Source organism: Alphaproteobacteria bacterium (genome assembly GCA_040216735.1).
In the GTDB taxonomy this organism is placed as follows: Bacteria; Pseudomonadota; Alphaproteobacteria; order SHVP01; family SHVP01; genus CALJDF01.
The window spans coordinates 519,174-543,094 of sequence record JAVJOO010000002.1; the positions used below are offsets into that span (position 1 = coordinate 519,174).

Annotated in this window: 22 protein-coding genes; 10 read left to right on the forward strand and 12 right to left on the reverse strand. The window is 63.8% G+C overall.

The features are described from left to right. Window positions 1-59 precede the first annotated feature (59 nt). Entirely contained in the window at window positions 60-323 is a 264-nt protein-coding gene (locus RID42_03690) for a sulfurtransferase TusA family protein (protein ID MEQ8246760.1), read from the forward strand. Here RID42_03690 and RID42_03695 read toward each other — a convergent pair. Together RID42_03695 and tsaB are read right to left on the reverse strand one after the other, a co-directional pair. Continuing rightward, window positions 307-783, reverse strand: coding sequence for a GNAT family N-acetyltransferase (locus tag RID42_03695; GenBank protein MEQ8246761.1), 477 nt, complete (start codon window positions 781-783; stop codon window positions 307-309). The genes RID42_03690 and RID42_03695 overlap by 17 nt on opposite strands. Beyond that, complete coding sequence (gene tsaB / locus RID42_03700) at window positions 780-1,448, reverse strand: tRNA (adenosine(37)-N6)-threonylcarbamoyltransferase complex dimerization subunit type 1 TsaB (protein ID MEQ8246762.1); 669 nt, start codon at window positions 1,446-1,448, stop codon at window positions 780-782. The genes RID42_03695 and tsaB overlap by 4 nt, the downstream gene beginning before the upstream one ends. A gap of 26 nt (window positions 1,449-1,474) precedes the next feature. Between tsaB and ddpX the strand changes: the two genes are divergently transcribed. Genes ddpX through RID42_03715 form a run of 3 tightly spaced genes read left to right on the forward strand, consistent with a single transcriptional unit; the run spans window position 1,475 to window position 3,870 of the window. Continuing rightward, a complete protein-coding gene (gene ddpX / locus RID42_03705; GenBank protein ID MEQ8246763.1) occupies window positions 1,475-2,041 on the forward strand; it encodes a D-alanyl-D-alanine dipeptidase in 567 nt (188 codons plus the stop codon). A gap of 5 nt (window positions 2,042-2,046) precedes the next feature. After that, a complete protein-coding gene (locus RID42_03710; GenBank protein MEQ8246764.1) occupies window positions 2,047-3,108 on the forward strand; it encodes a polysaccharide deacetylase family protein in 1,062 nt (353 codons plus the stop codon). A 9-nt stretch (window positions 3,109-3,117) separates the two neighbouring features. Continuing rightward, window positions 3,118-3,870 carry an aldolase/citrate lyase family protein gene (locus RID42_03715; GenBank protein MEQ8246765.1) on the forward strand — a complete coding sequence of 251 codons (753 nt, stop codon included), beginning with the start codon at window positions 3,118-3,120 and terminating at the stop codon, window positions 3,868-3,870. On the opposite strand, the gene RID42_03720 is transcribed toward RID42_03715, so the two are convergent. From RID42_03720 to murJ, 4 genes are all read right to left on the reverse strand, one after another. Beyond that, window positions 3,867-4,889: a glucosaminidase domain-containing protein gene (locus RID42_03720; protein ID MEQ8246766.1), complete on the reverse strand. Its 1,023-nt coding sequence runs from the start codon at window positions 4,887-4,889 to the stop codon at window positions 3,867-3,869. The two genes, RID42_03715 and RID42_03720, sit on opposite strands and share 4 nt — an antisense overlap. 258 nt (window positions 4,890-5,147) lie before the next feature. Next, on the reverse strand, window positions 5,148-5,624 hold the full coding sequence (locus RID42_03725) for a universal stress protein (GenBank protein MEQ8246767.1): 477 nt from the start codon (window positions 5,622-5,624) through the stop codon (window positions 5,148-5,150). 75 nt (window positions 5,625-5,699) lie between these two features. Further along, window positions 5,700-6,707, reverse strand: coding sequence for a tryptophan--tRNA ligase (trpS, locus tag RID42_03730; protein MEQ8246768.1), 1,008 nt, complete (start codon window positions 6,705-6,707; stop codon window positions 5,700-5,702). Between the two features lie 55 nt (window positions 6,708-6,762). Beyond that, window positions 6,763-8,382, reverse strand: coding sequence for a murein biosynthesis integral membrane protein MurJ (murJ, locus tag RID42_03735; protein MEQ8246769.1), 1,620 nt, complete (start codon window positions 8,380-8,382; stop codon window positions 6,763-6,765). A 100-nt stretch (window positions 8,383-8,482) separates the two neighbouring features. Between murJ and RID42_03740 the strand changes: the two genes are divergently transcribed. Further along, the gene (locus RID42_03740) at window positions 8,483-9,682 is read left to right on the forward strand and encodes a Bcr/CflA family multidrug efflux MFS transporter (protein ID MEQ8246770.1); all 1,200 of its coding nucleotides are present in this window, start codon (window positions 8,483-8,485) and stop codon (window positions 9,680-9,682) included. Window positions 9,683-9,686: 4 nt separating this feature from the next. On the opposite strand, the gene RID42_03745 is transcribed toward RID42_03740, so the two are convergent. Beyond that, window positions 9,687-12,449 (reverse strand): [protein-PII] uridylyltransferase, encoded by a 2,763-nt coding sequence (locus RID42_03745; GenBank protein MEQ8246771.1) that lies wholly within the window; start codon window positions 12,447-12,449, stop codon window positions 9,687-9,689. A 151-nt stretch (window positions 12,450-12,600) separates the two neighbouring features. Between RID42_03745 and RID42_03750 the strand changes: the two genes are divergently transcribed. The 5 genes from RID42_03750 to RID42_03770 are packed head-to-tail and all read left to right on the forward strand — an operon-like array spanning window position 12,601 to window position 17,513. Beyond that, on the forward strand, window positions 12,601-13,551 hold the full coding sequence (locus RID42_03750; protein ID MEQ8246772.1) for a DMT family transporter: 951 nt from the start codon (window positions 12,601-12,603) through the stop codon (window positions 13,549-13,551). Between the two features lie 3 nt (window positions 13,552-13,554). After that, a complete protein-coding gene (locus RID42_03755; GenBank protein ID MEQ8246773.1) occupies window positions 13,555-14,520 on the forward strand; it encodes a DMT family transporter in 966 nt (321 codons plus the stop codon). 4 nt (window positions 14,521-14,524) lie between these two features. Further along, the gene (locus RID42_03760) at window positions 14,525-15,445 is read left to right on the forward strand and encodes a DMT family transporter (GenBank protein MEQ8246774.1); all 921 of its coding nucleotides are present in this window, start codon (window positions 14,525-14,527) and stop codon (window positions 15,443-15,445) included. After that, window positions 15,442-16,350, forward strand: coding sequence for a DMT family transporter (locus RID42_03765; protein MEQ8246775.1), 909 nt, complete (start codon window positions 15,442-15,444; stop codon window positions 16,348-16,350). The genes RID42_03760 and RID42_03765 overlap by 4 nt, the downstream gene beginning before the upstream one ends. A gap of 47 nt (window positions 16,351-16,397) precedes the next feature. Next, on the forward strand, window positions 16,398-17,513 hold the full coding sequence (locus tag RID42_03770) for an S-(hydroxymethyl)glutathione dehydrogenase/class III alcohol dehydrogenase (GenBank protein ID MEQ8246776.1): 1,116 nt from the start codon (window positions 16,398-16,400) through the stop codon (window positions 17,511-17,513). Here RID42_03770 and RID42_03775 read toward each other — a convergent pair. The 5 genes from RID42_03775 to mutS form a co-directional block, all read right to left on the reverse strand. Beyond that, window positions 17,510-18,430, reverse strand: coding sequence for a DMT family transporter (locus RID42_03775; protein ID MEQ8246777.1), 921 nt, complete (start codon window positions 18,428-18,430; stop codon window positions 17,510-17,512). The two genes, RID42_03770 and RID42_03775, sit on opposite strands and share 4 nt — an antisense overlap. After that, window positions 18,427-19,365: a DMT family transporter gene (locus RID42_03780; protein ID MEQ8246778.1), complete on the reverse strand. Its 939-nt coding sequence runs from the start codon at window positions 19,363-19,365 to the stop codon at window positions 18,427-18,429. Before RID42_03780 ends, RID42_03775 begins: the two co-directional genes overlap by 4 nt. Beyond that, entirely contained in the window at window positions 19,362-20,291 is a 930-nt protein-coding gene (locus tag RID42_03785) for a DMT family transporter (GenBank protein MEQ8246779.1), read from the reverse strand. The genes RID42_03780 and RID42_03785 overlap by 4 nt, the downstream gene beginning before the upstream one ends. Beyond that, entirely contained in the window at window positions 20,288-21,214 is a 927-nt protein-coding gene (locus RID42_03790) for a DMT family transporter (protein ID MEQ8246780.1), read from the reverse strand. The genes RID42_03785 and RID42_03790 overlap by 4 nt, the downstream gene beginning before the upstream one ends. A gap of 72 nt (window positions 21,215-21,286) precedes the next feature. Continuing rightward, the gene (gene mutS, locus RID42_03795; protein ID MEQ8246781.1) at window positions 21,287-23,917 is read right to left on the reverse strand and encodes a DNA mismatch repair protein MutS; all 2,631 of its coding nucleotides are present in this window, start codon (window positions 23,915-23,917) and stop codon (window positions 21,287-21,289) included. Between the last annotated feature and the right edge of the window lie 4 nt (window positions 23,918-23,921).

The window sequence follows — 23,921 nt, forward strand, 5'->3', positions numbered from 1 at the left end:
CCAATATATAGAGCGCAATTTCGCGCAAGCAACCACCAAGAATCGGTAATCGAGGTGAAGTGCCCGCAAAGTCAAGGCTTGCCGCCGATCACTTGATCGATATCACCAGCGAGGTGTGCCCGATCACCTTCGTCAAGACCAAATTGGCGTTGGAAAAAATGAGCCCTGGACAGGTTCTGGGCGTGGATCTGCGCGGCCGCGAGCCGCTCGACAACGTGCCGCGCTCGGCCCGGGCGGCCGGGCACGAGATTCTGGCGATCGAGCCCCCAACCGAGGACGCCCCGCAGGGCACGATCCACCGCGTCTTTATTCGTCGGCGCTAACCGCGACCAAGGCGGCCCGTAGCACCAAGGCGTCCTGCGCCCCCGCCGGCGTGACGTAGTAGCCCGCGCGGCGGCCCACCTGGGTAAAACCGGCCCGTAGATAGAGTGCGATCGCACCGGCGTTATCAGCCGCGACCTCGACAAATAGCGCCGCCGCGCCCGCCGCCCGGGCACGGTCCATGGCGTCGGCTAGCAGGGCGGCGCCAATCCCGGTGCGGCGCTCGGCGGGGCTGACGCCGATGCTGATGATTTCGGCCTCGTCGGCGGCGGTCCGGCTGAGGTGAAATCCGACCGGTTCGCCGGCCCGTTCGGCAACGCCCACGAAGACGCCCGGCATGGCCAGCAATGCAGCGACAGCGCCCGCCGACCACCCTTCGGCAAAGCAAACAGCGTGCAACCCCGCCAGGAGCGCCGGGTAGGGCGCCAGGTTCGGCGCCACGGGCCGGGCGATCGCGATCACGAGGTAGGCAGCTTGGCGTCGGGGGCGCGCAAATAGAGCGGGCTCGGCGGCCGGGCGAAGGCCGCGACCCCGTGCGTTGTCAGCAGGCCCGCCGCCATTGCCGCGAGGACGGCGGCGTCGGGCAGGATATCTTCGGCCGCGACGGCGGTGCCGGGGCCCATCCGGTCGGCCGCCATCCGTGCGCCGCTGCCGACCAACCGTATCGGTCGGCCCGGGAATGCCGCAGCAAGATCCGGCACATCCACGATCCGGGGACCGGCGAACGGGGCCGCCGACGCGTCCAGCAGTTCCACGTATACCGCGCCGCGGCGGGCGTCTTGGACCACGAGAATCGGGTCCGGGCCTGGCGGCAGGGCCGCGCATTTGCCGACGACAGCCAAGGTCGAGACGCCAACGACCGGGCAGGCATTCGTCAAGGCGAGAGCGCGCACCGTCGCGAGGCCGATACGAATGCCGGTAAAGGTGCCCGGCCCAAGGGTGACAGCGAGGGCGTCGACCTGCGCTAGGTCGGCCCTCGCATCCGCGCAAACCGCCTGAATCATCGGCACCAGCGCCTCGGCGTGGCCGCGCGCCATCGGTTCGAACCGGCATGCAACGACCCCATCGTCGTGCCACAGCGCAACCGAACAGGCCGCCAGCGAAGTATCCAGTGCAAGAAGCAACATCGAACCCATGCTAACGTGTCACAGCTATGGCCACTTGGGAAAACCTGACCGAAATATCGGAGAACGGCGACGGTGTCGCCCTGCAAATCGCCTATGCCGGATCGGATAACTTCACCGGAGCGCCGATCTACGCTCGGCCCGCCTGCTATTTGCACCGGGACGCCGCGGCGTGCCTGCGCCGGGCCGTCGAACTGGCCGACCGGATTGGCCTGCGACTGCGGGTCTACGATGCCTATCGCCCGACCGAGGCGCAATGGCGGCTGTGGGCCCACACCCCCGATCCGAATTTCGTCGCCGACCCGCGGCGCGGTTCGCCCCATTCGCGCGGCGCGGCCGTCGATCTCACGTTGGAGAATCTTTCCGGCGAGACGCTTGAAATGGGCACCCCGTTTGACGATTTCACCTTACAGTCCCATCACGGGCGGACCGATATCAGTTCGAACGCCCAGCGCAATCGCATCCTGTTGTTGGGAATCATGACGGCGGCGGGGTGGGACTATTACCGCAACGAATGGTGGCACTATCAGTTGTTCGAATCGCGGCGCTACCCGCTGCTTAGCGACCGCGCCGCCGGCACACAAATGATGGTTTGAGGGCGATGAGCGGACGATACCTGACCGTTGTCTTGGGATTGCTGGTCGGTTTGCTGGCGGGCGCGACGCTGCTGGGGTCCGGCATTCCCGTGCGGGCGCAGGGTGCCCAAGACTCGGGTGCGGTCATTTTGATGTACCACCGCTTTGGCGAGGACGACTACCCCAGCACCAATATTCGCATTGAACAACTCGACGCCCATCTCACTGTGCTGCGCGAAGGCGGCTTTACGGTGTTGCCGTTGCCCGAGATCGTTGCCGCCTTCGAACGGGGCGACCCCCTACCCGACCGCGCCGTGGCGATCACCATCGACGATGCCTATCGTTCGATCTACGACATCGCGTGGCCGCGGTTTCGCGATGCCGGTATCCCGTTCACCGTGTTCGTCGCGACCGAACCGATCGACCGCGGCCTGGGCAACTACATGACGTGGGATCAACTTCGCGAATTGCACGCCGCCGGTGTCACCATTGCCAACCACACCGTTTCGCATCTCCATATGCCCGACCGTGACCTTGCAACGGCGCGGGTCGAGATCGAAAGGGCGCAAGCGCGATTGACCGAGGAACTCGGTGCTGCGCCGACGCTATTCGCCTATCCCTACGGCGAAGCGTCGCAGGCAATCGCCGAGATCGTCCGCGAGATGGGCTTTGTTGCGGCCTTCGGTCAGCAATCCGCCGTCGCCTTCAAGGATCATGATCGTTACTATCTGCCGCGGTTTGCGTTGAACGAAAATTTCGGCGAGCCGGACCGTTTCAATTTGATCGTTAACGCGTTGCCGCTGCCCGTCAGCGATGTGACGCCGGCGGACCCGACGGTAACGGTCAACCCACCGCCGTTCGGATTCACGGTGGAACCACCGGCGGGCGATATCGGGCGCTTGAACTGTTTTGCCTTTGCCGGCGGCGGCGCAGTTGAGCTCACGTTGCAGCGGCTGGGCGGGATGCGGGTCGAAGGGCGTTTTGCCGAGGCGCTTCCCCGTGGACGCACGCGCATCAACTGCACCATGCCCGCCCAGGACGGCCGATGGCGCTGGTTTGGGATGCAGTATTACGTACCGGCGAGATAGACTGCGCCGGTGACCAACCGCCTCAAAGAAAAGCTGCGCAACGGCGAGACCTGCACTGGGTGTTGGGTTGGCCTCAATAGCCCGGCTGTCACCGAAGTGTTGGCTGGCGCCGGGTTCGACGCCCTCCTGATCGACTACGAACACGGCGAGGGGACGGTCAGCGATTTGGTCCACCACCTGCGCGCGGCCGGCGGGTCGGACACGACGATTCTGGTGCGCGTCCCGAACCACGACACCAGCGAGATCAAACGCGCGCTCGACAGCGGGGCGGCGGGCGTTATGGTGCCCGGCGTCGAGACAGCGACCGATGCCAAACGGATCGTCGATCTGTGCCGCTATCCGCCGCGCGGCAACCGCGGCGCCGCCGGCTTTATCCGGGCCGGCGCCTATGGCCGCGACTGGCCCGTCTACCGAGCCCGAGCCGACGAAGACATCATGGTGATTTGCCAAATCGAATCGCGTGGGGCGGTCGATCGGATCGCGGAAATTGCCGCGTGCGGGCCGGACTCGCTCTTCATCGGCCCATTGGATCTGTCGGGCAGCTTGGGCAAATTGGGCGCATTCGACGACCCTGAAGTGCAAGCCGTGCTGGCCCAGGCGGAACGCGACATTCTGGCGAGCGGCACTGTCTTGGGGACGATCGATACCGCACCGGGCGGCCGGGCGCGCCTATCGGACAGGGGATACCGGTTGATTTTCGCCGCCAGCGACGTTGCGCTGCTGCGGCACGGTGCGCGCGCCGTTCTGGAGCCGTCGGCCTAGCTTTCGATCGCTGTCGCGGTCACGGCACCGAGACGGGCGCCGTCCAACGCGTCCAGCTTGTTGCTTTCGATCAAATTTAGAATGCCTGTGACATACGCCGCCCCGCGCTCGGAGTAGCGGGTCATAGTTTTTGCCAAAACGACCGAGTCGATGGGTTGATCGTTTTTGCGCAGGTTCGCGCGCTGATGGCGAAATTCGCGGTAAGCGCGGTGGGTGTTGAGATTGCGCGCATACTGCCGCACCGATTCGTGGAGCGAGCGAAACGACTTGACCTCGTGACGGGCCCCGTCTTCGCGTTCCAGCGGGACGATGCCGGACCCTTCGCGGAAGGTCCACTGGCCGAACACGGCGTTGCCATGCAACGCAAAACGCGACGTGCCCCAGCCCGACTCTTCGATGCCCTGGGCCAGCGCAAGACCGACCGGCACCACGTCGTGACGGCGCAGGAGTCCGGTGAAATCGCGGGGCGCCAAACCGTAGGAGGCGCTCAGACGATCGAGCCAAGCGGCGTTCCGCGGCGACAGCGTCTGTCCGGTCGCTAAGCGGTCGCGCAACACCTCGATCCGCGCACGGTCGACCAGAATTTCTTCGTTCGCCCGAAGCACCAACGGCAGCAGGGAACGGATGAACAGCGACTTGCGGTCGGGTACCGATTGAATCGACGGCATGTCCTTGGGCAACTGGGTCAAGAACACCCGCGGTACGCCCGCGATATCGCCGCGTATGTCGGCAAGGTTGTAGCCCAGCCGGCGATACTCGTCGCGCAGACTCGCGGCATCCGGCACCGCGACCGCACCGCCGGTAAAGGCGGCCAGTGCGCGCACGTCAGGACCGATAAGTTGCGGCATATTGCGCGGACCGACCGAGATCACAGCGTCGATCCCGGGCGCCGGTCGCGCCGCGTAGGCAATCTCTTCGATGGGATTTGCGCCGGCGTAAACCGCCAAACCAAACAGAACTGAAAATCCAACGCTGACCCTAAACACCGACACGCCGAACCCGTGACGAGGAGTCATCATGGTATTTGTCTCAAATTTCCCACTGATCTCTGCGGCGCAATATACGGGGTTCATTGCCACCGACAACCACTAGAAGAGGTTATTGAGTACGGCAGAGCCCAACTGTGGGCGCCGCGCAACGCTTGCAGATCGATAGCTAACGGGAAGAAATTGCTTAATGGTTAACGGGTTAACCGCGCCTCTTGCGGAGTACGCTCAAGATCCCGTTGCCGCGCCCGAAAAAGTTATCCACAGCTTTTTTCAGAGGGCCGCGGACCCTCAGGTCAGAAGATCGAGCTGCTCGTCCGACAAATTGCCGGGCACGACTGTTACCGGTACCCGAAGGGCCCCTGACATCTTGCCGGCCAACTGGGTGACCAGCGGTCCCGGCCCTTCCGAGCCGGTGCCGGCGCCGAGGACAAGAATACGGATGGTCTTGTCGTCGTCGATCAACTTGACGACCGCGTCGCGCACAGCGCCTTCGCGCACCACAAGCTCGGGCAGGATTGTAGATTGCTGCTGCACCTCGGCTGCGAGTTTTTGCAAAAGCTCCTCGGCTTCTTCGCGGGCTTCTTCGCGCATCCGTTCCTCGACCGAAAGCCAATGCTGAAAATCGACGGGGTCGATCACGCGCAACAGCGTCACGCCGGCGCCGGTGCGCTGCGCGCGGCGCCACGCGAACCGCAGGGCCTTGCGGCATTCGGGCGTGTCGTCGACGACGACGAGAAATTGACGCGCTTCAGGCGAGTCGGGCATGGGTCGCTCCGCAATGGGGCGTTAACTTGAACCGATAAAACGCGCTGCCGCAAGCCACCGCGGCCGCATGTCGGCCTAGGGGTGAAGGAAACCCACGATATCCTGCACCTCGCGCAGGATCGGCGTAGCCAGCGCATTGGCCCGGTCGGCGCCGTCGCGCAGGACTGCGTCGATATGGCTCACGTCGTCGAGCAGGCGCCGCATCTCGGCCGTGATTGGCGAGAGTTTGGCGATCGCGAGGTCGGCTAGGTCGTTTTTGAAGCGCGAGAATTGCGCCCCTTCGAATTGGGCACACACGTCGTCGCGGCTCATGTCGGCCAGGGCCGCATAGATGCCCACGAGATTGTTCGCTTCGGGCCGGTCCGCCAATTCCCGGCCCTTGCCGGGCAACGGCAAAGCGTCGGTGCGGGCCTTGCGGATTTTTTGCGCGATCAGATCGGGTTCGTCGGTGAGGTTGATCCGGGTGTAGTCGGACTCGTCGGACTTGCTCATTTTCTTGGTGCCGTCGCGCAGATTCATCACCCGCGTCGCCTCGCCGAAGATCAGCGGTTCGGTGAGCGGAAAAAAGTCGACGCCGTAAGTATCGTTGAACGATCCGGCGATGTCGCGGGTGAGTTCCAAATGCTGTTTCTGGTCTTCGCCGACCGGCACGTGGGTCGCCTTGTAGGACAGAATGTCGGCGGCCATGAGTACCGGATACACGTAGAGCCCGGCCGACGCCGTCTCGCGGTTCTTGCCGGCCTTGTCCTTGAACTGGGTCATGCGGTTGAGCCAGCCGATCTTGGCCACGCAGTTGAAGATCCAGGCCAGCTCGGCATGGGCCGTCACCTGGGATTGATTGAAGATGATTGATCCCTTGGGGTCGATCCCGGCGGCGATCAGGCTCGCCGCAACCTCGCGGGTGCTGGCCCGCAGGCCTGCGGGATTCTGTGGCAGGGTGATGGCATGCAGATCGACCACGCAATAGATGCACTCATAGTCGGCCTGGAGGCGGGCCCAGTTGCGAATGGCGCCGAGGTAATTGCCCAAATGCAGGTTGCCGGTGGGTTGCACCCCGGAAAAGATCCGTTTTGTCGCCGTCATCGGCTGGGTCCTCGTTGCGGAAGGCCGGTCTTATGGCGCGGTTGTCCACACCCGGTCAAGGCGTCGACTCCGGCGGGTCGTTGGGCACTGTCTTGGCGGCGGTTTTGGATCCAGTCTTGGATCCAGCTTGGGGCCGACGCATCAGACCGCGCAGCTCGCCCAGGCGCATCGCGCCGCTGAGGTGGGCACCAGCGCCGTAAACCACCAGGCCCACGACCACCAGCGCCGCCAGCGCCGCGACCCGGAGGCCGCCTGCTTCCAACAAACCGGCACGATCCAGCGTTGTCTGGGCAACCCCCAACACGACCGCCAGGACGGCGGTAACGGCCACGGTGCGGGTCAGACGGCGGCGCAACCGGGCATCGAGCGCGAGGTAGCCGCGGCGGTACAATCCGCCTGCGAGCAACGCGACGTTGAGCCAAGCCGCCAGGGCCGTCGCCAGGGCTAATCCGACATGCTGGAGCGGCCAGATAAGAAGCAGGTTGAGACACAGATTGGCGACCATCGCGACGATAGCGATCCGCACCGGCGTCTTGGTGTCCTTGCGCGCAAAATAGCCGGGAACCAGCACTTTGATCAGCACGTAGGCGGGCAGGCCGACCACGTAGCCCATCAGCGCGTAGGCGGTGGCCTGGCTCGCGGTCGCATCGAACGCGCCCCGTTCGAACAGGACCGAGACGATGGGCAGGGCCAGCACCAACAACGCCGCCGTCGCCGGCAGGGTGAGAAAGAGCGCCACTTCGATGGCCCGGTTCTGACTATTTGCGGCGCCCGCGGCGTCCTCGGCCGCGACCTGGCGCGACAGCAGCGGCAGGAGCGCGGTGCCGACCGCAATGCCGATAACGCCGAGCGGCAGTTGGTTCACGCGGTCGGCGAAGTAGAGAAAGGAGATCGATCCCTCGGGCAGGAGCGACGCAATAATGACGTCGGTCAGCAGGTTGATCTGGACGACGCCCGCGCCGACAGCCGCCGGCAACATCAACCACAGCAATTCGCGAACCCGCGGCGTCAGCCTCGGCCGCGGCAACCGCAAGCGAAAGCCGGCACGGGTCAGCGCGACCGCGACCCAGACGAACTGAAGTGCGCCGGCGACGGCGACGCCCCAGGCCAGCGCATGCCCCGGCGTGGGAAAGCTGCGCGCGGCCAGACCGAGGAAGGCGATCAATGTCAGATTGAGCAGGATCGGCGTCGCCGCAACGGCGGCAAAGCGGCCAATGCTGTTCAAGATGCCGCCGGCCAACGACACCAAGCTGATGAACAGCAAATAGGGAAAGGTCAGGCGCGTCAGGGTAACGGTGAGGTCGAATTTCTCGGGCTCGTCGATGAAGCCCGGGGCAAGGCCGTACATCGCCAGCGGCATGGCGATCTGCACCACCGTTACAAAGACGAATAGTGTGGCCAGCAATACCGCCAGCGCCTGTTCGGCAAAAGCCTGGGCGGCGTTTTTTCCCTCGCGTTCGAGGATGCCGGAAAACATCGGCACGAATCCCGCGTTGAACGCGCCTTCGGCAAACAGGCGGCGGAAGAAGTTCGGCAATTTGAACGCGACGAAAAAGGCGTCGGCGACAAGTCCAGTCCCGAGAATCGCCGCCACCAGAATGTCGCGGACAAACCCTAAAACGCGGCTGATGAGCGTAAATCCACCGATCGTGGCGATGGCGCGGAACAAGGTCATCCGAGACGGCACCGAAGTGACGGGTGGATCAAGGGCATTTGGCGTTTGCAGGCATACTGGTATCGTGGCTGCCGTTTACTGACCATACCGGCACCCCGCATTGAATAGCAAAGCGCTCGGCGGCATCACGCTGCTCATCATCCTGGCCGCCTTCTCGGCCTCGGCACCGATGTCGGTCGACATGTACCTACCGAGCCTGCCGGAATTGGCGCGCGACCTTGCGACCGATTCAGGCCGGGTGCAGCAGACCCTGAGCGCGTTTCTGTTGGGGTTCGCCTTCGCGCCCATCGTTTGGGGACCGCTATCGGACCGCTATGGGCGCAAACCCATTCTCTACGTCGGTCTGACCATTTTTGTTGGTGCCAGCATCGGCGCGGCGATGAGCCCGTCGATCGACGTCTTGATCGCGTTTCGTTTCCTGCAAGCGCTGGGCGGATCGGCGGCGGCGGCACTTTCCCGCGCCATCGTGCGCGACAGCTATGCCCGCGAGGAAGCCGCCAAGACCCTGTCGCTGTTGTTCATGGTGATGAGCATCGCGCCGATGGCGGCGCCGATCATCGGCGGGCAAGTATTGGTGTTCTTTGGGTGGCGCGCGATCTTTTGGGCGCTGGCCGGGTTCGGCGTGCTGTGCCTGATGCTCACGCTCTATCCATTGCGCGAGACGTTGCCGGTCGAGAAGCGGACCCAGCACCGCGCCGGCGAGATGGTAAAATCCTACGGCGCCTTGCTGCGCAACCGGCTTTTTTTCGGCTACGCCCTGTGTCAGAGCCTGAGCTTCGCGGCGATGTTCGCCTATATCGCCGGATCGCCCTTCGTGCTGATCGAGTTGCTCGGGGTGTCGCCCGAACTCTACGGCTTTTTGTTTGCGGCCCATGTCGTGGCCCTGATGGTGGGCAGCTTCATCAATAGCCGGTTGGTCGGACGCATCGGCGTCGACCGGATGTTGCTGGGCGGCACCGTCGGTCTGGCGATCGGCGGCATATTGGTACTGGTGGCCGGCGCGAGCGGCGCGGCGTTGCCGGTGTTGCTGCTGTCGGTCGTCTTCATGATGTTGTTCGTCACCATGATCGGCGCCAACGCGACGGCGGGCGCGCTCAGCGAGTTTCCTCACATGGCCGGAACCGCCTCGGGTTTCCTCGGGATGATGCAGTTCGCGGTCGGCGCCGGGGCGGGCGCATTGGTCGGCTTTTTCCACGATGGCACGGCGGTGCCGCTCACCACGGTAATGATGGCGGGCGGCGTCCTCGCGTTGGCGGTGCGCCTGACGGTTCTGCGCGGCAGGGCTGCGGTCGCCACGTAGCCGGCTACTCCGCGGCGGTCACTAGAGCGGTCCGGTCGGCACCTTGTTGCAGGGCGGCCTGGATCGCACTGCGAATTTTTTCAAGTTTGTTCTCGTGGGTGATTTTAAGACCGAATACGTCCTTGACGTAGAATACGTCGACGGCGCGCTCGCCATAGGTTGTGATCTGGGCGCTGGCAATCGATAGCCCGGCAGCGGAGATCGCCCGCGTCACGTCGTACAAGAGGCCCGGTCGGTCGAGCGCGTTGATCTCGACCACGGTGTAGACGTTGGACGCGCTGTTATCGATCAAGACGCGCGGTTGCACTGTGAAGACATGCGCGCGGCGCGGGAACCGACCCGCTCTCTTGGCCAATGCGTCGGCAAGATGGAGGCGCCCGCCTAGGACATCGGCGATGACCGCCTTGAGCCGGTCGAGTTTCTCGCTGCCCGCGAAGGGGCGTCGTTCCTGATCCTGGAGCCAGAACGTGTCGATCGCCATGCCGTCGGAAGAGGTATGAATCCGCGCATCCACGATGTTGGCACCGGCAAGTGCGATGGCGCCCGACAACCGCGAAAACAATCCGGGGTGATCGGCGGTGTAAACCGAAAGTTCGGTGATCGCGGCGAAATCATCGACATGGGTGCCGACCGCTAGCGTCTCGCCCGTATCGTCGGCCTTACGAATCAACTGAGCGTGCCGCGCCTGGGTTGCGGTGTCGTGCCCCAGCCAATAGGGCCGATAGAAGCGTTCGGCATGGTGCGTGAAGGTTGTATCGGGCCAACCCAAAACTGCGGCCAACGCCGCCACCGCCGAATTGCGGCGTTGCTCGCCACTTTTCTCGTCGAAGGCGCCGGTCAAGGCATCGCGCGCGGCATGGAACAAGTCGCGCAACAATTCTCCCTTCCATCCATTCCACCGGCCTGGGCCGACCGCCCGGATGTCGGCGACAGTGAGGATCAACAGCAAGCGTAGCCGCTCCACGCTTTGCACCAAGGTCTTGAAATCTAGAATCGTTTTGGGATCGAGGATGTCGCGCTTGAATGCCGTGTGACTCATCGACAGGTGCCAACGAACCAGCCACGCCACGGTCTCGACCTCGTCGGGTTCGAGTCCAAGCCGCGGTCCAAGCTCCTGCGCAACCTGTTCGCCGAGTTCGGAGTGATCGCCGCCGCGACCCTTGGCGATATCGTGCAACAGCACCGCCAAATACAGCACGCGACGCGACAACACCTCGCCGATGAGGATGCTGGCAAGTGGGTGGTCTGCCTTCAATTCGCCGGCTTCGATCCGGGCGAGAATGCCGATCGCCCGGATCGTATGCTCGTCGACCGTGTACACATGGTACATGTCGTGCTGCATCTGCGCGACGACCCGACCGAAGTCGGGGATGAAGCGGCCGAGAACACCGGCCTCGTTCATCCGCCGCAGCGCCTTCTCCGGCGCCTTGCGCGACGTCAGGATCGACATGAACAGGGCATTGGCCTCGGGGTCTTCGCGCACGTCGTCGAGGCGCTTGAGCGCCCGGGTGATATATTTGATGGCGTCGGGGTGGATGTCGCGGTCGTGCGCCTGGGCCACCGCGAACAGCCGGATCATCGCAACGGGTTCGTTTTCGAACGTTGCCGGGTCTTCGACCGTGAGGCGCCCGCCCTCATCGACAAACCCTTGCAGTTCCCGCCGGAACAACCCGAGCCGGGAGAGCGCCAGGACCGGCTTTCGGCGCTGCTGGTTTTCGAGGCTGGCGCAGAAGATTCTGGTGAGGTCGCCGACCTCTTTGGCGACCAGGTAATAGTGCTTCATGAACCGTTCGACGCTAGAGGTATGCCCTTTGTCGCGGTAGCGCAGTTGCCGGCTGATATCGGGCTGCACGTCGAAGGTCAGCGTTTCTTCGGCGCGGCCTGCGGCGTAGTGGAGCGTGCAGCGGACCGACCACAGGAAATTCTCGGCGCGGCGAAAACGGCGCAACTCCTGCGCGGTAAGAACACCCAAGGCAACCAATCCGTCGATATCGCGAATGTCGTAGATGTATTTGGCAATCCAGAACAGCGTATGGAGGTCGCGCAGGCCGCCCTTGCCGTCCTTGACATTAGGTTCGACCAGATAGCGCGAGTCGCCGAGGCGTTTATGCCGGGAGTCGCGCTCGGCAAGCTTCGCTTCGACGAAGTCGTGTCCGGTGCCTTCGATGACGTCGGCGGAGAAGCGCCCGTGCAATTCGTCGAACAACGCGCGGTCGCCCCAGACATAGCGGGCTTCTAGGACCGCGGTGCGAATCGTCACATCGCCCTTGGCGAGGCGGATGCAATCGTCGACCGACCGGGTCGATTGACCGACCGTGAAACCGAGGTCCCAGAGGAAATAAAGAACGTATTCCACCACCTGTTCGCCCCAGGCGGTGAGCTTGTAGGGATAGAGGAACAGCAAATCGACGTCGGAATAGGGAGCCATTTCGGCGCGACCGTAGCCGCCGACCGCCACGACCGAGAGACGCTCCTGGGCGGTCGGGTTGGTCGCGCGGTATACGTGCTGCGTGGTGTGATCGTAAAGGGCGCGGACGACTTGATCGACCAGGAACGCGTTGGCTCGCGCGGTGTCGAGGCCGGATCGGCTGGCCTCAAACCGCCCACGAATAATCCGTTGGCCGCGGTCCAAGGCGTCGCGTACGTGCGCCAGTACCGCCGCGCGCGTCTTGGTGCTGCGGGCGGTGTCTGCGGCGGCAAGCGCGGCAATCTCCGCCGCCAACTGACGCCGGTCGATGATTTCTCGCTGTGCGTTGACTTTGTTCATGATTTATATGGCGGCCCTAAACGGGGCGGCAACGGTTTCAGGATAGGCGTGCGACCGCGCGGCTGCACGTGAAAACCGTGCGCGACCGCTTTACCGCCCGCCATGCCGGGCTATAGGCTGTCCCGCCGCTGATCTAGAGGGAGTGACCGGCATGAACGCTACCGGCGCGCGATCGCGCTCGTTGACCTTTCCGCTGGTCCTGCTGGTTGGCGGGGGCATCATCTATGCGACTTTCTTTTCAGCCAACCGCATCGCCGTGGACAATGGCGTACCCTCGATGGCGCTGGCCTTCTGGCAATCATTGTTCGGCGGCGGCGCGCTTTTGATCGTGTCGGTCGTCCTGCGCGACCTGCCGCGGTTGAGCGGCGCCCATCTGCGGCAGTACGGCTTTACCGCGATCTTCAGTTTTGCCATTCCGCTGGTGGCGCTGACCTATGCTGCGCCGCAATTGCCTGCTGGGCTCCTGACACTGGTGCTCACGCTAACCCCGGCGCTGACCTATGTCTTTGCGTTTGCCGCCCGGCTTGAGAAATTCAACCTGTGGAGCACCGGCGGTCTGCTGGTCGGGCTCGCCGGTGTCGTGCTGATCGTACAGCCGTGGACCTGGGGCGATGTCGGTACCGACGTGTCGGGCTTGTGGTTCCTGGTCGCACTGGTCGCACCGCTGGGTTACGCGGTCAACAATGTCGTGGTGGCGCTGATTCGTCCCGCCGAAACCACCACGCTGCAACTCTCGACCGGCGTGCTGGTCTTCGCGACGATCGTCATGTTTCCGTTCATGTGGGCGATCGACGGGCTCTATTTCTTCGACGGCGCCGGTGCCGCCGGGATCGGCGCGACCGCGTGGGCAGGGTTTACCGACATCGTCATTTTCTTGGTCCTGTTCGAAGTCATCCACCGGGCCGGCCCGGTATTCTTCTCGCAGTTCAACTACATTGTACCCGCCGCAGGGATCGTGTGGGCGTTCGTTCTGTTCCAGGACCGGTTCGAGCCGGTCGTCTGGGCGGCGATCGGGTTCATGGCGGTCGGGCTGTACCTTGCCAACCGCGGCACCAATCAATCCATCCGCGAACGCGAAGCCGAACAGGCTGCAAAGGGGTAATCCGTGAACGATTCAAGTCTCTCCTCCGGCGCGGGGCGATCCGCGGCGCCGAAAGAAGTGCCGTCGTTGCTGGTCCCGTGGCTATTACTGATCGGTGGCGCAACGATCTACGGCAGCTTCTTCAGCGCCAGCAAGTTCGCCTCCGATGCGGGCGTGCCATTTATCGCATTTACCTTTTGGCAGTCGGCGATCGGCGGTGCGATTCTACTGGTGATCGCCGGGTTGAGCGGCAATCTGCCGCGGATGCGACGGGATCACCTAGCCTCCTATGCAGTGACCTCGCTCCTCGGCGTGGTGCTATCGGTCATCATCCTGGCCTTCGTGGCGGGCAAACTGCAGGCAGGCGTGATTACCCTAGCGATCACGTTGACCCCGGGCATGACCTATTTGTTTGCCGTTTTGGCCCGGGTCGACCGCTGGCGCACGCTGAGTTTGCTGGGGCTGGCGCTGGGGCTGGCGGGCGTTGCGATCCTGGTTCTGCCGGAGGGCAGCTTGCCGTCAAGCGATTCGACGATCTGGGTCCTTTTGCTGATGATCGTGCCGGTCTGCTTTGCCGCCAACAACGTCTTCGTTGCCGTGGTCCAACCACCCGAAGCCACGTCGATCATGCGCGCGACCGGCCTTGTCGTCGGTGCCGCGATCATTTCGTTCGTGATCATGATGGCGACCGACGGGTTCTATCCGTTTTGGAACGCACCGGGGATGGGCGTCTGGGGGGTGCTGTGGGCCGGCGGCATCAACAGCATTACTTTCTTTTGCATGTTCGAGATTATCCGCCGGGCCGGGCCGGTGTTTTTTGCGCAGTACAACTACGTCATCGTGATTACCGGGTTGGTATGGTCGCAATTGATCTTCAACGAAGCCCTGAGCACTTGGTTCTGGGTCGCGTTCGGCGCGATGCTGATCGGACTCTATTTCGCCAACCTCGGGGCAAAGCGCGGCATGCAGGAGGCCGCGGCGGCACGGTGACCCTGTGAACGCAGTGCGACCGGCACCGGCCGGTCTTCTGGTTCCGACGTTGTTGTTGCTGGCCGCCGGTGGCGCCTATGGCAGCATCCTGGCCGCCAACCGGCTGGTCGGCGAGGCCGGGTTCGCAGTGATCCCCTATGTGTTCTGGCAGGCAGCACTGGGCGGCGTTCTGATTACCGCAATCAATCTGGCGCGAGGTGCGCGCGCTAGTTGGCGGCTCAAACATGCCGGGCACTATTTCGTTTCGGCGACGTTTGGCATGTTGTTGCCGTTCGGCGCGTTAAGCGTGATCGCCACCAAGCTACCGACCGGCGTACAGACGCTCGTGGTCACCCTGGTGCCGGCGATAACCTATGCCTTCGCGTTTGCGCTGCGGGTCGAACCGTTCCGCGCTTTGAGCGCCGCGGCGCTGGTCTTGGGTTTCATCGGCGTACTGATGATCGTCGTCCCCGAGGGCAGCCTGCCCGACCCCACCGCGGTTGTCTGGATCCTGCCCGCGATGATCGTGCCGTTGGCGGCTGCAACCAACAACGTGCTGGTCGCGACCCTGCGGCCTCCCGATACCGATTCGCTGACGCTGGTCGGGGCGGTCTTGCTTGCCGCGACGATCATCATGCTGCCCATTGCGCTGCTGACGACCGGAATTCATGCGTTCTGGTCGTCGGGTATCGTAGCGGGCGGCACGATTTGGGCTGCGGCCGTGCAGGTCGTTGGTTACTACGCCTTGTATGAAGTGATCAGGCGCGCGGGTCCGGTGTTCTTTTCCCAGGCGTCCTACATCATCGTGTTGTCGGGCCTGGCCTGGGCGTTGTTGTTGTTCGGCGAACGCCCGAGTCCCTGGATATGGGGCGCGGTCGTGGCGATGATGGCGGGCCTCGTTCTGGCCAACCTCGCCAACCGAAATTCCCCGGGCACCGCCACATGAACCCCGCGCTGGTGATTCCGACCGTCCTGCTGTTGCTGGGCGGCGCAGGTTACGGCAGTCAGTTTGCCGCTAACAAAGTCATAGCCGATGCCGGGTTTCCGGTACTCGCCTATTTGTTTTGGCAGTCCTTGATCGGCGGCTTGGTCATGCTGGCGCTGCAAGGCCTGCGCGGCCCACGACCTCGGATGAGTCGCGCGGCGCTGGGCCATTACGTCGCGTCGGCATCGTTCGGGATGTTGATCCCCACAGGGATCCTCGCGTTTGTCGCCGACCGGGTGCCGGCCTCGGTTCTGACGCTGACGATGACGTTGATTCCGTCGCTAACCTATTTGTTTGCCTTCGTGTTGCGGGTCGAGTCGTTTCGCTGGATGAGCGTCGCGGCGATCGCGTTAGGCTTGGGCGGCGTGTTGCTGATCGTGCTGCCCGAGGGCGGCCTGCCCGATGCCAGCGCCGCGATTTGGATCCTACCGGCATTGCTCGCGCCGCTGTCGGCGGCGGGCAACAATCTGCTCGTCGCCACGCTGCGCCCGCCTGAATCGGGGTCACTGGCGCTGGGGGCCGCAGTCTTGCTGGGTGGGGCCGCGGTGATGCTGCCGATTGCCGCCGCGACCGGCAACCTTGTCGGTTTCTGGACCTCGCCGGCGGGGACCACCGGCGTGTTGTGGGCCGCGACCGCGCAAGCCGTCGGCTTCTTTTGTCTGTACGAAGTGATCCGCCGCGCGGGTCCCGTATTCTTTTCGCAGATTTCCTATGTCATCGTCGCTTGCGGGATCGGCTGGGGATTTGCGTTATTCGCAGAACGTCCCTCAGCCTGGGTGTGGGCGGCAGTGGCGCTGATGACCGTGGGCTTGGCGATGGCGAACGCCTCGCTCGCCCGCTCCCCGCAAATCGCCAAGGGCGGTTGAAGCCGCTCCCTGCGCCGTTACACTGAGCCGAAATAGGGGAGGACACCATGGACGTCAAAGCCGCCGTTGCCTTCGAAGCGGGCAAACCACTGTCGATCGAAACCGTACACCTGGAGGGGCCGCGCGCAGGCGAGGTTCTGGTCGAGGTCAAAGCGACCGGCATCTGTCACACCGACGAATTCACCCTGTCGGGCGCCGATCCCGAAGGCCTGTTCCCCGCGATCCTCGGCCACGAAGGTGCCGGCGTGGTGGTCGACATCGGCCCGGGCGTCACCAGCGTCAAAAAGGGTGACCATGTCATCCCGCTCTACACGCCCGAGTGCCGGCAGTGCGAATACTGCCTGTCGGGCAAGACCAACTTGTGCCAAGCGATCCGCGAAACCCAAGGGCGCGGCCTTATGCCCGACGGCACCAGTCGGTTCCGCTTGGGGAAAGAGCCGATCCTGCACTACATGGGGACGTCGACCTTCGCCAACTACACCGTACTGCCCGAGATCGCGGTGGCGAAGATCCGCGACGACGCGCCCTTCGACAAGGTGTGTTACATCGGATGCGGGGTGACGACAGGCATTGGCGCGGTGATCAATACCGCCAAGGTCGAACCCGGCGCGAACGTCGTCGTATTCGGTCTCGGTGGAATAGGGCTGAACGTCATTCAGGGGTGCCGCTTGATCGGCGCCAACATGATCGTCGGCGTCGACATCAACCCAGGCCGTCGCGAGATGGCCGAACGCTTCGGCATGACTCACTTCGTCAATCCCAAGGAAATCGACGGGCCGTTGGTACCTTACTTGGTGAACCTGACCAAGGGGGGCGCCGACTACAGTTTCGAATGCATCGGCAATACCGGCGTGATGCGCGATGCGTTGGAGTGCTGCCACAAGGGCTGGGGCGAGAGCGTCATCATCGGCGTCGCGCCTGCGGGGGCTGAAATCGCAACGCGGCCCTTCCAACTGGTGACCGGCAGGGTGTGGCGCGGCAGCGCGTTCGGCGGCGCCAAGGGACGCACCGATGTGCCCAAGATCGTCGACTGGTACATGGACGGTAAAATCGAGATCGACCCGCTGATTACCCACACGATGCCGCTGGGCGAGATCAACACCGCGTTCGACCTGATGCACGCCGGGACGTCGATCCGCAGCGTGGTGATGTACGACAGTTAGGCCGGTCGCGCCCGGCGCCGGGTCGCGAGGAACACGCCGACAAAAATCAACGCGATCCCGGCGAGGTGGTAGACCTCGAACGGCTCGCTGAGGAAGAACACGCCGCCCAACGCACCCCAGACCGGCATGAGGTATTGCAATTGGACCCCGCGCGCGGCGCCGACCGCGGCGATCCCGCGATTCCAAAACGCAAAGGCGAGCAGCGCTGGGAACACCGCGATATAGCCGATCGACAGCGCGTTGTTCGTACTGAGCGTGAACAATCGCCCCGCCGCCAGATCGACGGCGTAGAACGCCGCCAGTACCGGCATGCTGACCACCATCATCATCATTAGGAACTGGAGGCCGCCGAGATCCTTGGGTTTGTGCCGCAGCGCCAACGTGTAGAACGCCCAGGACAGGATCGCCGGCAACATCAGAAGGTCGCCCGGGTTGAACGAAAAGGCCCGTAGCACGGCAAGGTCACCCTGCACGACGATGGCCGTGATTCCGGCAAACGCCACGATCATTCCAACGACCGTGCGCCAGCCGAATCCTTCGCGGTAGAGAATCCAACCTAAGAGAACGGTGAGCACTGGGGTGCCGCCGTTGATCAGCGAGGCGTTGACCGCTGTCGTGTACTGCACCGCAGAGTTGAGCAACAAATTGAATGTAGGTACGCCAAGCAGGCCGAGAAAGGTAATGACCTTCCAGTGCCGCTTGACGATATCCCACTGCCGGATCAACCCGCCGATCGCAAAGGGGGTAAGTAGCAGAAGTGCCAGACCAACCCGCCAGAAGGTCAGCGAGAACGGCGGCACCTCCTGCACGGTGACTCGCGCGACGATATTGTTGCCCGACCAAAATAGGGTGGCGAGCAACAACAAGATATAGGGCAGGAGCGCGGCGCTTTTGGAATCGCTCTTTGAGTCGCTCATAGTGGCTTTGCCTCCAGCGGCACCGGGCGGACCCGGTTTTGCGCGAAATAGATGCCAACGAAGATCAGCGCGATCGAGATGCCGTGGAACCATTCGAGCGTTTCGCCGAGGAAGACGACCGCAAGAACGCCGGCGAAAACCGGCGAGAGGTAGTTGAACACATTGGCCCGTGTCGGACCGATCTTCGACAGACCGTAGTTAAAAAATGCGAACGCGACGACCGAGGCGAATACGCCGAGGTAGACGACTCCGGCGACATTGCCGAGCGTGAACGCCGCGCGTTGTCCGTGGGCGAGTTCGTAGCCGTAAAACGGGATCAAAAAGAGCCAGCCAACGATCATCACGCCTAGAAGTAGCCCCATCGGGTCGAGGCCGCGCGGCAGCGCGCGCAGACCGACCGAATAGATCGTCCAGGCAACCACTGCGAGCAACGCGATGAGGTCGCCGATGTTAAACGCGAGTGAGGAAAGCACCGCCATATCGCCGTTCGATATCACGACGATCACACCGAGGAACGCAACCAGCATACCGAGCGCGGTCCGCCACGAAATTGTCTCACGGAACACCAGCCAGGCGGCGACCATACTTGCCGCCGGTATCGCTGAAACGATCAGCGTTGCGTGGATCGCCGTCGTGTGTTGGACCGCGTGATAAATGAACGAGTTGAACCCGGTGACGCCGGCAAGTGAAACGACCAGGAAGAGCTTCCAGTGGGTGCGGTAGGCGGCACGGTCGCGCCACAGGGCGCGCGCGGCAAACGGAAAGAGCACGACGATCCCGGTCCCCCACCGCCAGAAGGCAAGGTTCATCGGCGGCATGATGTCGGCGGCGCCGCGCGCGAAGACCGAATTACCGGACCAGAACAAAAAACAAACCGTCAGCAAGACGTAGGGCGACGTTACGAACGCGCGCAGCGGCGAGACCGGGGCCGTCATGGCGATGTCTCGGGCGCGGCGGGTTTACGGCGCCCGGTCGTCGCCAAATAGATCCCGAGAAAAATCAGCAGCACGCCGGCGTGATAGGGCCGTAACGATTCGCCCAACAACAGAATCGCGAGGGAACCGCCGAAGGCCGGGTTGAGGTAGGTAAATTGGCTGGCAACATTGGCGCCGACGATGCCGACGCAGCGATTCCATAAGATGTACGAAAACACCGACGAAAACGCGCCCATGTAGAAGATGCCAAGGAGGTTCGGGGCCGACAGGACCATGCGTCCGCCAGCGGCGACCTCCCACAGGTAGAACGGCGCCAACAGGACGACGCCAACGATCACCATGGCGAGCAAAAGTCCCTCTGGCCGGATTCCGGACGGCAGGCGGCCCAACAGGATCGAGTAGGCCGCCCAGCAAAAGACCGAGGCGAACACCAATAGGTCGCCGCTGTTGAAGTCGAGTGTCGCGAGCAGGCCGATGTCACCGCGCGCGATAATCACGAGAACGCCAATCAGCCCCGCGACGAGACCAATCACCATGCGCAGGCCGGCACGCTCGCGCAGCAATATCCACGATGCGGCAACCGTCACAACAGGGATCACCGACAGCACCAACGAGGCATTGAGCGCCGTTGTGTGCTGGACACCCAAATAGATCAGCGAGTTGAACGCCGCGACGGCGATGGCCCCGAGCGCGAGGACGATCCGCCATTGCGCCATCAGCACATGGCGTTGTTGCAACATGACCCGGGTGCCGATGGGCAGGAGAATCACCAACGCGGTAACCCAACGCCAGAACGAGAGCGCCAAGGGCGGCAGTTCGCCCACCGTGGCCCGCGCCACGACCGTGTTCCCGGCGCCGGCCAGCATGACCAACGTCAACAGGACATAGGGGTTGAGCGCGAAGCCGACGATTGCCCGGGCCTTCATTTTGTACCGCCCGGCTTAGCTTGCTTGGGTTTTCGCGTCGCGAGGTAGATGCCCGCGAAGATCAGTGCGACGCCGGCGACATGGTAGCCGCGGAACGCTTCCCCGAGAAAGGCGACCGCCATCAAACTGGCGAATACCGGCGTCAGATAGACGAACTGGGAGGCCGTGCCGACCCCGACCGCCGACACCGCCCAGTTGTACATTGAGAACGATACCGCCGTAGCCATCACCCCGACATAGAAGATGGCGGCGAGCGCACCGCCGCTCGGAACGAACGTGATCCCGGCACGGATCTCCCACAGGTAGAACGGCGCGGTCGCGATAAGGGCGATGGTATGAATCACCAACATGAACGCCGCCGGATGCAAACCGCGCGGCAAATCGCGCAGCAAGAGCGAGTAAAACGAAAAGCCGAGCACCGCAACCAACATCAAGAGATCGCCCGGTACGAAGGCGAGGTGCAACAGCACGCCAAGATCGCCCCGCATCACGGTGACGGCCACGCCGATCAAACCGATTCCCATGCCAAGGGCGAAGGTCGCCCCGATGCGCTCGCGGTGGACCAGCGCGATCAAGGCAACGACCGCGACCGGCGCCGTCGCTGTGATCAAGGCAGCATTGATGGCCGTCGTGGTCTGTACGCCGAGGTAGAGAAAACCGTTGTAAACGGCGATTCCAGCGGTGCCCATCGCCAGCATCATTTTCCAATGGCGCAGGAAAACCGCGCGTTGGCGCCATAGCGGCCGACCGCCGAACAAGGCCAACACCGCAACCGCCGCAACAAAGCGCCAGAACGTCAGCGCCATCGGCGGGACGTCGGCAACGACCGCGCGTCCGACGACCGGGTTGCCCGCGGCGATGGCCATCGCAACGATCAACACGACGAACGCCCAGGGGCGGGTGAGTGCGGCTGGTTCCGCCATGGCTCGATTCTTCAGAGGGTCAGTCGGTGGGAGGCGAATCCTAGGCGCCCCGACGCCCCGGGAGCAAGGACGCTAGGGCTCGCGCAGCAACGATTTCAGTTTGTAGAGCGCATCCAGCGCCTCGCGCGGGGTCAGTTCGTCGGGGGCGATCTCTTCCAAAGCGCGCGCCAGGTCGGACTTTTGCGCCGTTGCGGTTTCGCCGGGCGCGGCCATGGTTGCCGCGAAGAGCGGGAGATCGTCGACAAGCCGGGTGACCGCGCTGCCCTGTTCGCTCGATTCCAGCGCCCGGAGAATCTCGCCAGCCCGGTCGATCACCGCCTTGGGTAGACCGGCAAGTTTCGCCACCGCAATCCCGTATGAACGATCGGCGGCGCCGGCGACGACCTCGTGCAGGAAGACGATGTCGCCCTTCCATTCCTTGATTCGCATCGCATGAGTCGACAGGCGCGGTAGTTTGGTCGCGAGCACCGTGAGTTCGTGATAGTGCGTGGCAAACAACGCGCGGCACAGATTGACGTCGTGCAGGTGTTCGATGGCCGCCCACGCGATCGACAGTCCGTCGAAGGTCGCAGTGCCGCGTCCGATCTCGTCCAGAATCACCAGCGAGCGATCGGTTGCACGGTTTAGGATCGCCGCAGTTTCGACCATCTCGACCATGAAGGTCGACCGGCCCCGGGCCAGATCGTCGGCCGCGCCGACCCGGCTGAACAACCGATCGACCACGCCGATATGGGCCGCCGTGGCCGGTACATAGGCGCCCATTTGCGCGAGGATGACAACCAACGCGTTCTGGCGCAGGAAGGTACTTTTGCCGGCCATATTGGGGCCGGTGACTAGCCAAACCTGACCGTCGTCCCCGAGGTCGCAGTCGTTGGCGACGAAACCTGAATCATTGGCGCGGCGCAGAGCGTCCTCTACCACCGGATGGCGCCCACCCTCGATCGAGAAGGTGTGGCTGTCGTCGACGAGCGGGCGTACATATCCCTGGGCGACGGCTTGGTCGGCCAGGGCCGCGGCAACATCGAGCGCGGCTAGCGCCTCGGAGGCGGCGGCAACAGCGGTGGCGCGGTCCAGCGTCTGGGTCGTCAACTCGGCGAACAGCGATTGTTCCAGCGCGAGGGCGCGGTCGGCGGCGCTGGAAATCTTCCCTTCAAGATCGCCCAGTTCGGTCGTCGTGTAGCGCGCGGCGCTGGCCAGCGTTTGGCGATGGATGAACTGCTGACGTACCGCCTCGGGAAGATCCTTTGCCAGCTTATCGGCATGGGTCGGTGTCACTTCGATAAAGTAGCCGAGCACGTTGTTGTGCTTGATCTTAAGGCCGGAAATACCGGTGAGGTCGGCATAGCGCGCCTGCAACGCGGCGGTGTGGCGCCGGCTCTCGTCGCGCAGGGTCCGCAAATCGTCTAGCGCGCCGTCGTAACCCTTGGCGATAAACCCGCCGTCGCGGGCGAGGTGCGGCAAGTCCGGCCCCAACGCCGCTGCGAGCGACTCGATCAAGGTGTCGTGCCCCCGGAGCGGTGCGCACAGCGCAGCCAACGGTGGTGGTGGCGCATCGTGGTCTAGAAGCGCGGAGGCCGCTTGGGCGGCCTTGAGCCCATCGCGCACGGCCGCTAAATCCCGCGGCCCGCCGCGGTCGAGCGAGAGGCGCGCGAGGGCACGCGCCATATCGGGGGTTTCGTGCAGTAGATCGCGCAGCGTGGCGCGCCGGCCCCCGTCCTCGACAAAGAACTGCACGAGATCGAGGCGGTCGCGAATGGCGGAGGTATCCGTCAAGGGCGCGGCGAGACGATCAGCCAAAAGGCGCGCGCCCGCACCTGTGACGGTGCGATCGATCACCGCCAGGAGACTACCATCGCGTTCGCCCGCCAGCGTCCGGGTCAGTTCGAGATTGCGCCGGGTCGCCGCGTCGATCGAGAGCATTTTCGCGGGGCGTACCGAGGCGGGCGGGCGGAGCGCGGGCAGCTTGCCGCGTTGGGTTAGTTCGACGTAGTCGAACACCACGCCCAGTGCTGCCACCTCGGCCCGGGTGAAATCGCCGTAGGCATCCAGCGACGCGACCCCATAGTGGCCCGCGAGGCGGCGCGTGATGGCGGCCGAGTCCGCCGCGCCGCGCGGCAACGGCGTGATGACGGCCTGCCAATCGCGCACGGCTTGGGCCACATCGGGATCGGCGAGCAGGGCGTCGGGGACCAAAAGTTCCCCGGGATCGAGCCGGGCGAGATCGGGTTCCAGGCCCCGGGGGTTGACGGCTTGGACGTTGAAGGCCCCTGTCGAGAGATCGAGCCACGCCAAGGCGAGGCCCGACCCAGTACGCGCCAGCGCAGCCAGGTAATTATGGCGGCGCGCATCGAGGAGCGTTTCTTCGGTCAACGTGCCGGGCGTCACCAGCCGGACGACATCGCGTTGGACGACGGACTTAGCGCCGCGTTTCTTGGCTTCGGCCGGATCTTCGATCTGCTCGCAAACGGCAACCTTGAATTTCTGTCGGATCAGTCGCGACAGATAGGTGTCCGCGGCATGGACCGGCACGCCGCACATCGGGATGTCGTCGCCAGCGTGCTTGCCGCGTTTTGTCAGAGTGATGTTCAGGGCTGCCGCTGCCTTGACCGCATCGTCGAAGAACAATTCGTAAAAGTCGCCCATCCGGTAGAACAGCAGGTATTCCGGGTAATCGTTCTTGATCCCGAGATACTGCGTCATCATCGGT

What these genes read in the sequence shown, in the direction of transcription:
- tsaB (MEQ8246762.1), bottom strand. Translation starts at nt 1,448, where the DNA reads ATGTTGCTTCTTGCACTGGATACTTCGCTGGCGGCCTGTTCGGTTGCG.
- ddpX (MEQ8246763.1), top strand. Translation starts at nt 1,475, where the DNA reads ATGGCCACTTGGGAAAACCTGACCGAAATATCGGAGAACGGCGACGGT.
- RID42_03710 (MEQ8246764.1), top strand. Translation starts at nt 2,047, where the DNA reads ATGAGCGGACGATACCTGACCGTTGTCTTGGGATTGCTGGTCGGTTTG.
- RID42_03720 (MEQ8246766.1), bottom strand. Translation starts at nt 4,889, where the DNA reads ATGATGACTCCTCGTCACGGGTTCGGCGTGTCGGTGTTTAGGGTCAGC.
- RID42_03725 (MEQ8246767.1), bottom strand. Translation starts at nt 5,624, where the DNA reads ATGCCCGACTCGCCTGAAGCGCGTCAATTTCTCGTCGTCGTCGACGAC.
- trpS (MEQ8246768.1), bottom strand. Translation starts at nt 6,707, where the DNA reads ATGACGGCGACAAAACGGATCTTTTCCGGGGTGCAACCCACCGGCAAC.
- murJ (MEQ8246769.1), bottom strand. Translation starts at nt 8,382, where the DNA reads ATGACCTTGTTCCGCGCCATCGCCACGATCGGTGGATTTACGCTCATC.
- RID42_03745 (MEQ8246771.1), bottom strand. Translation starts at nt 12,449, where the DNA reads ATGAACAAAGTCAACGCACAGCGAGAAATCATCGACCGGCGTCAGTTG.
- RID42_03750 (MEQ8246772.1), top strand. Translation starts at nt 12,601, where the DNA reads ATGAACGCTACCGGCGCGCGATCGCGCTCGTTGACCTTTCCGCTGGTC.
- RID42_03765 (MEQ8246775.1), top strand. Translation starts at nt 15,442, where the DNA reads ATGAACCCCGCGCTGGTGATTCCGACCGTCCTGCTGTTGCTGGGCGGC.
- RID42_03770 (MEQ8246776.1), top strand. Translation starts at nt 16,398, where the DNA reads ATGGACGTCAAAGCCGCCGTTGCCTTCGAAGCGGGCAAACCACTGTCG.
- RID42_03775 (MEQ8246777.1), bottom strand. Translation starts at nt 18,430, where the DNA reads ATGAGCGACTCAAAGAGCGATTCCAAAAGCGCCGCGCTCCTGCCCTAT.
- RID42_03780 (MEQ8246778.1), bottom strand. Translation starts at nt 19,365, where the DNA reads ATGACGGCCCCGGTCTCGCCGCTGCGCGCGTTCGTAACGTCGCCCTAC.
- RID42_03785 (MEQ8246779.1), bottom strand. Translation starts at nt 20,291, where the DNA reads ATGAAGGCCCGGGCAATCGTCGGCTTCGCGCTCAACCCCTATGTCCTG.
- RID42_03790 (MEQ8246780.1), bottom strand. Translation starts at nt 21,214, where the DNA reads ATGGCGGAACCAGCCGCACTCACCCGCCCCTGGGCGTTCGTCGTGTTG.
- mutS (MEQ8246781.1), bottom strand. Translation starts at nt 23,917, where the DNA reads ATGATGACGCAGTATCTCGGGATCAAGAACGATTACCCGGAATACCTG.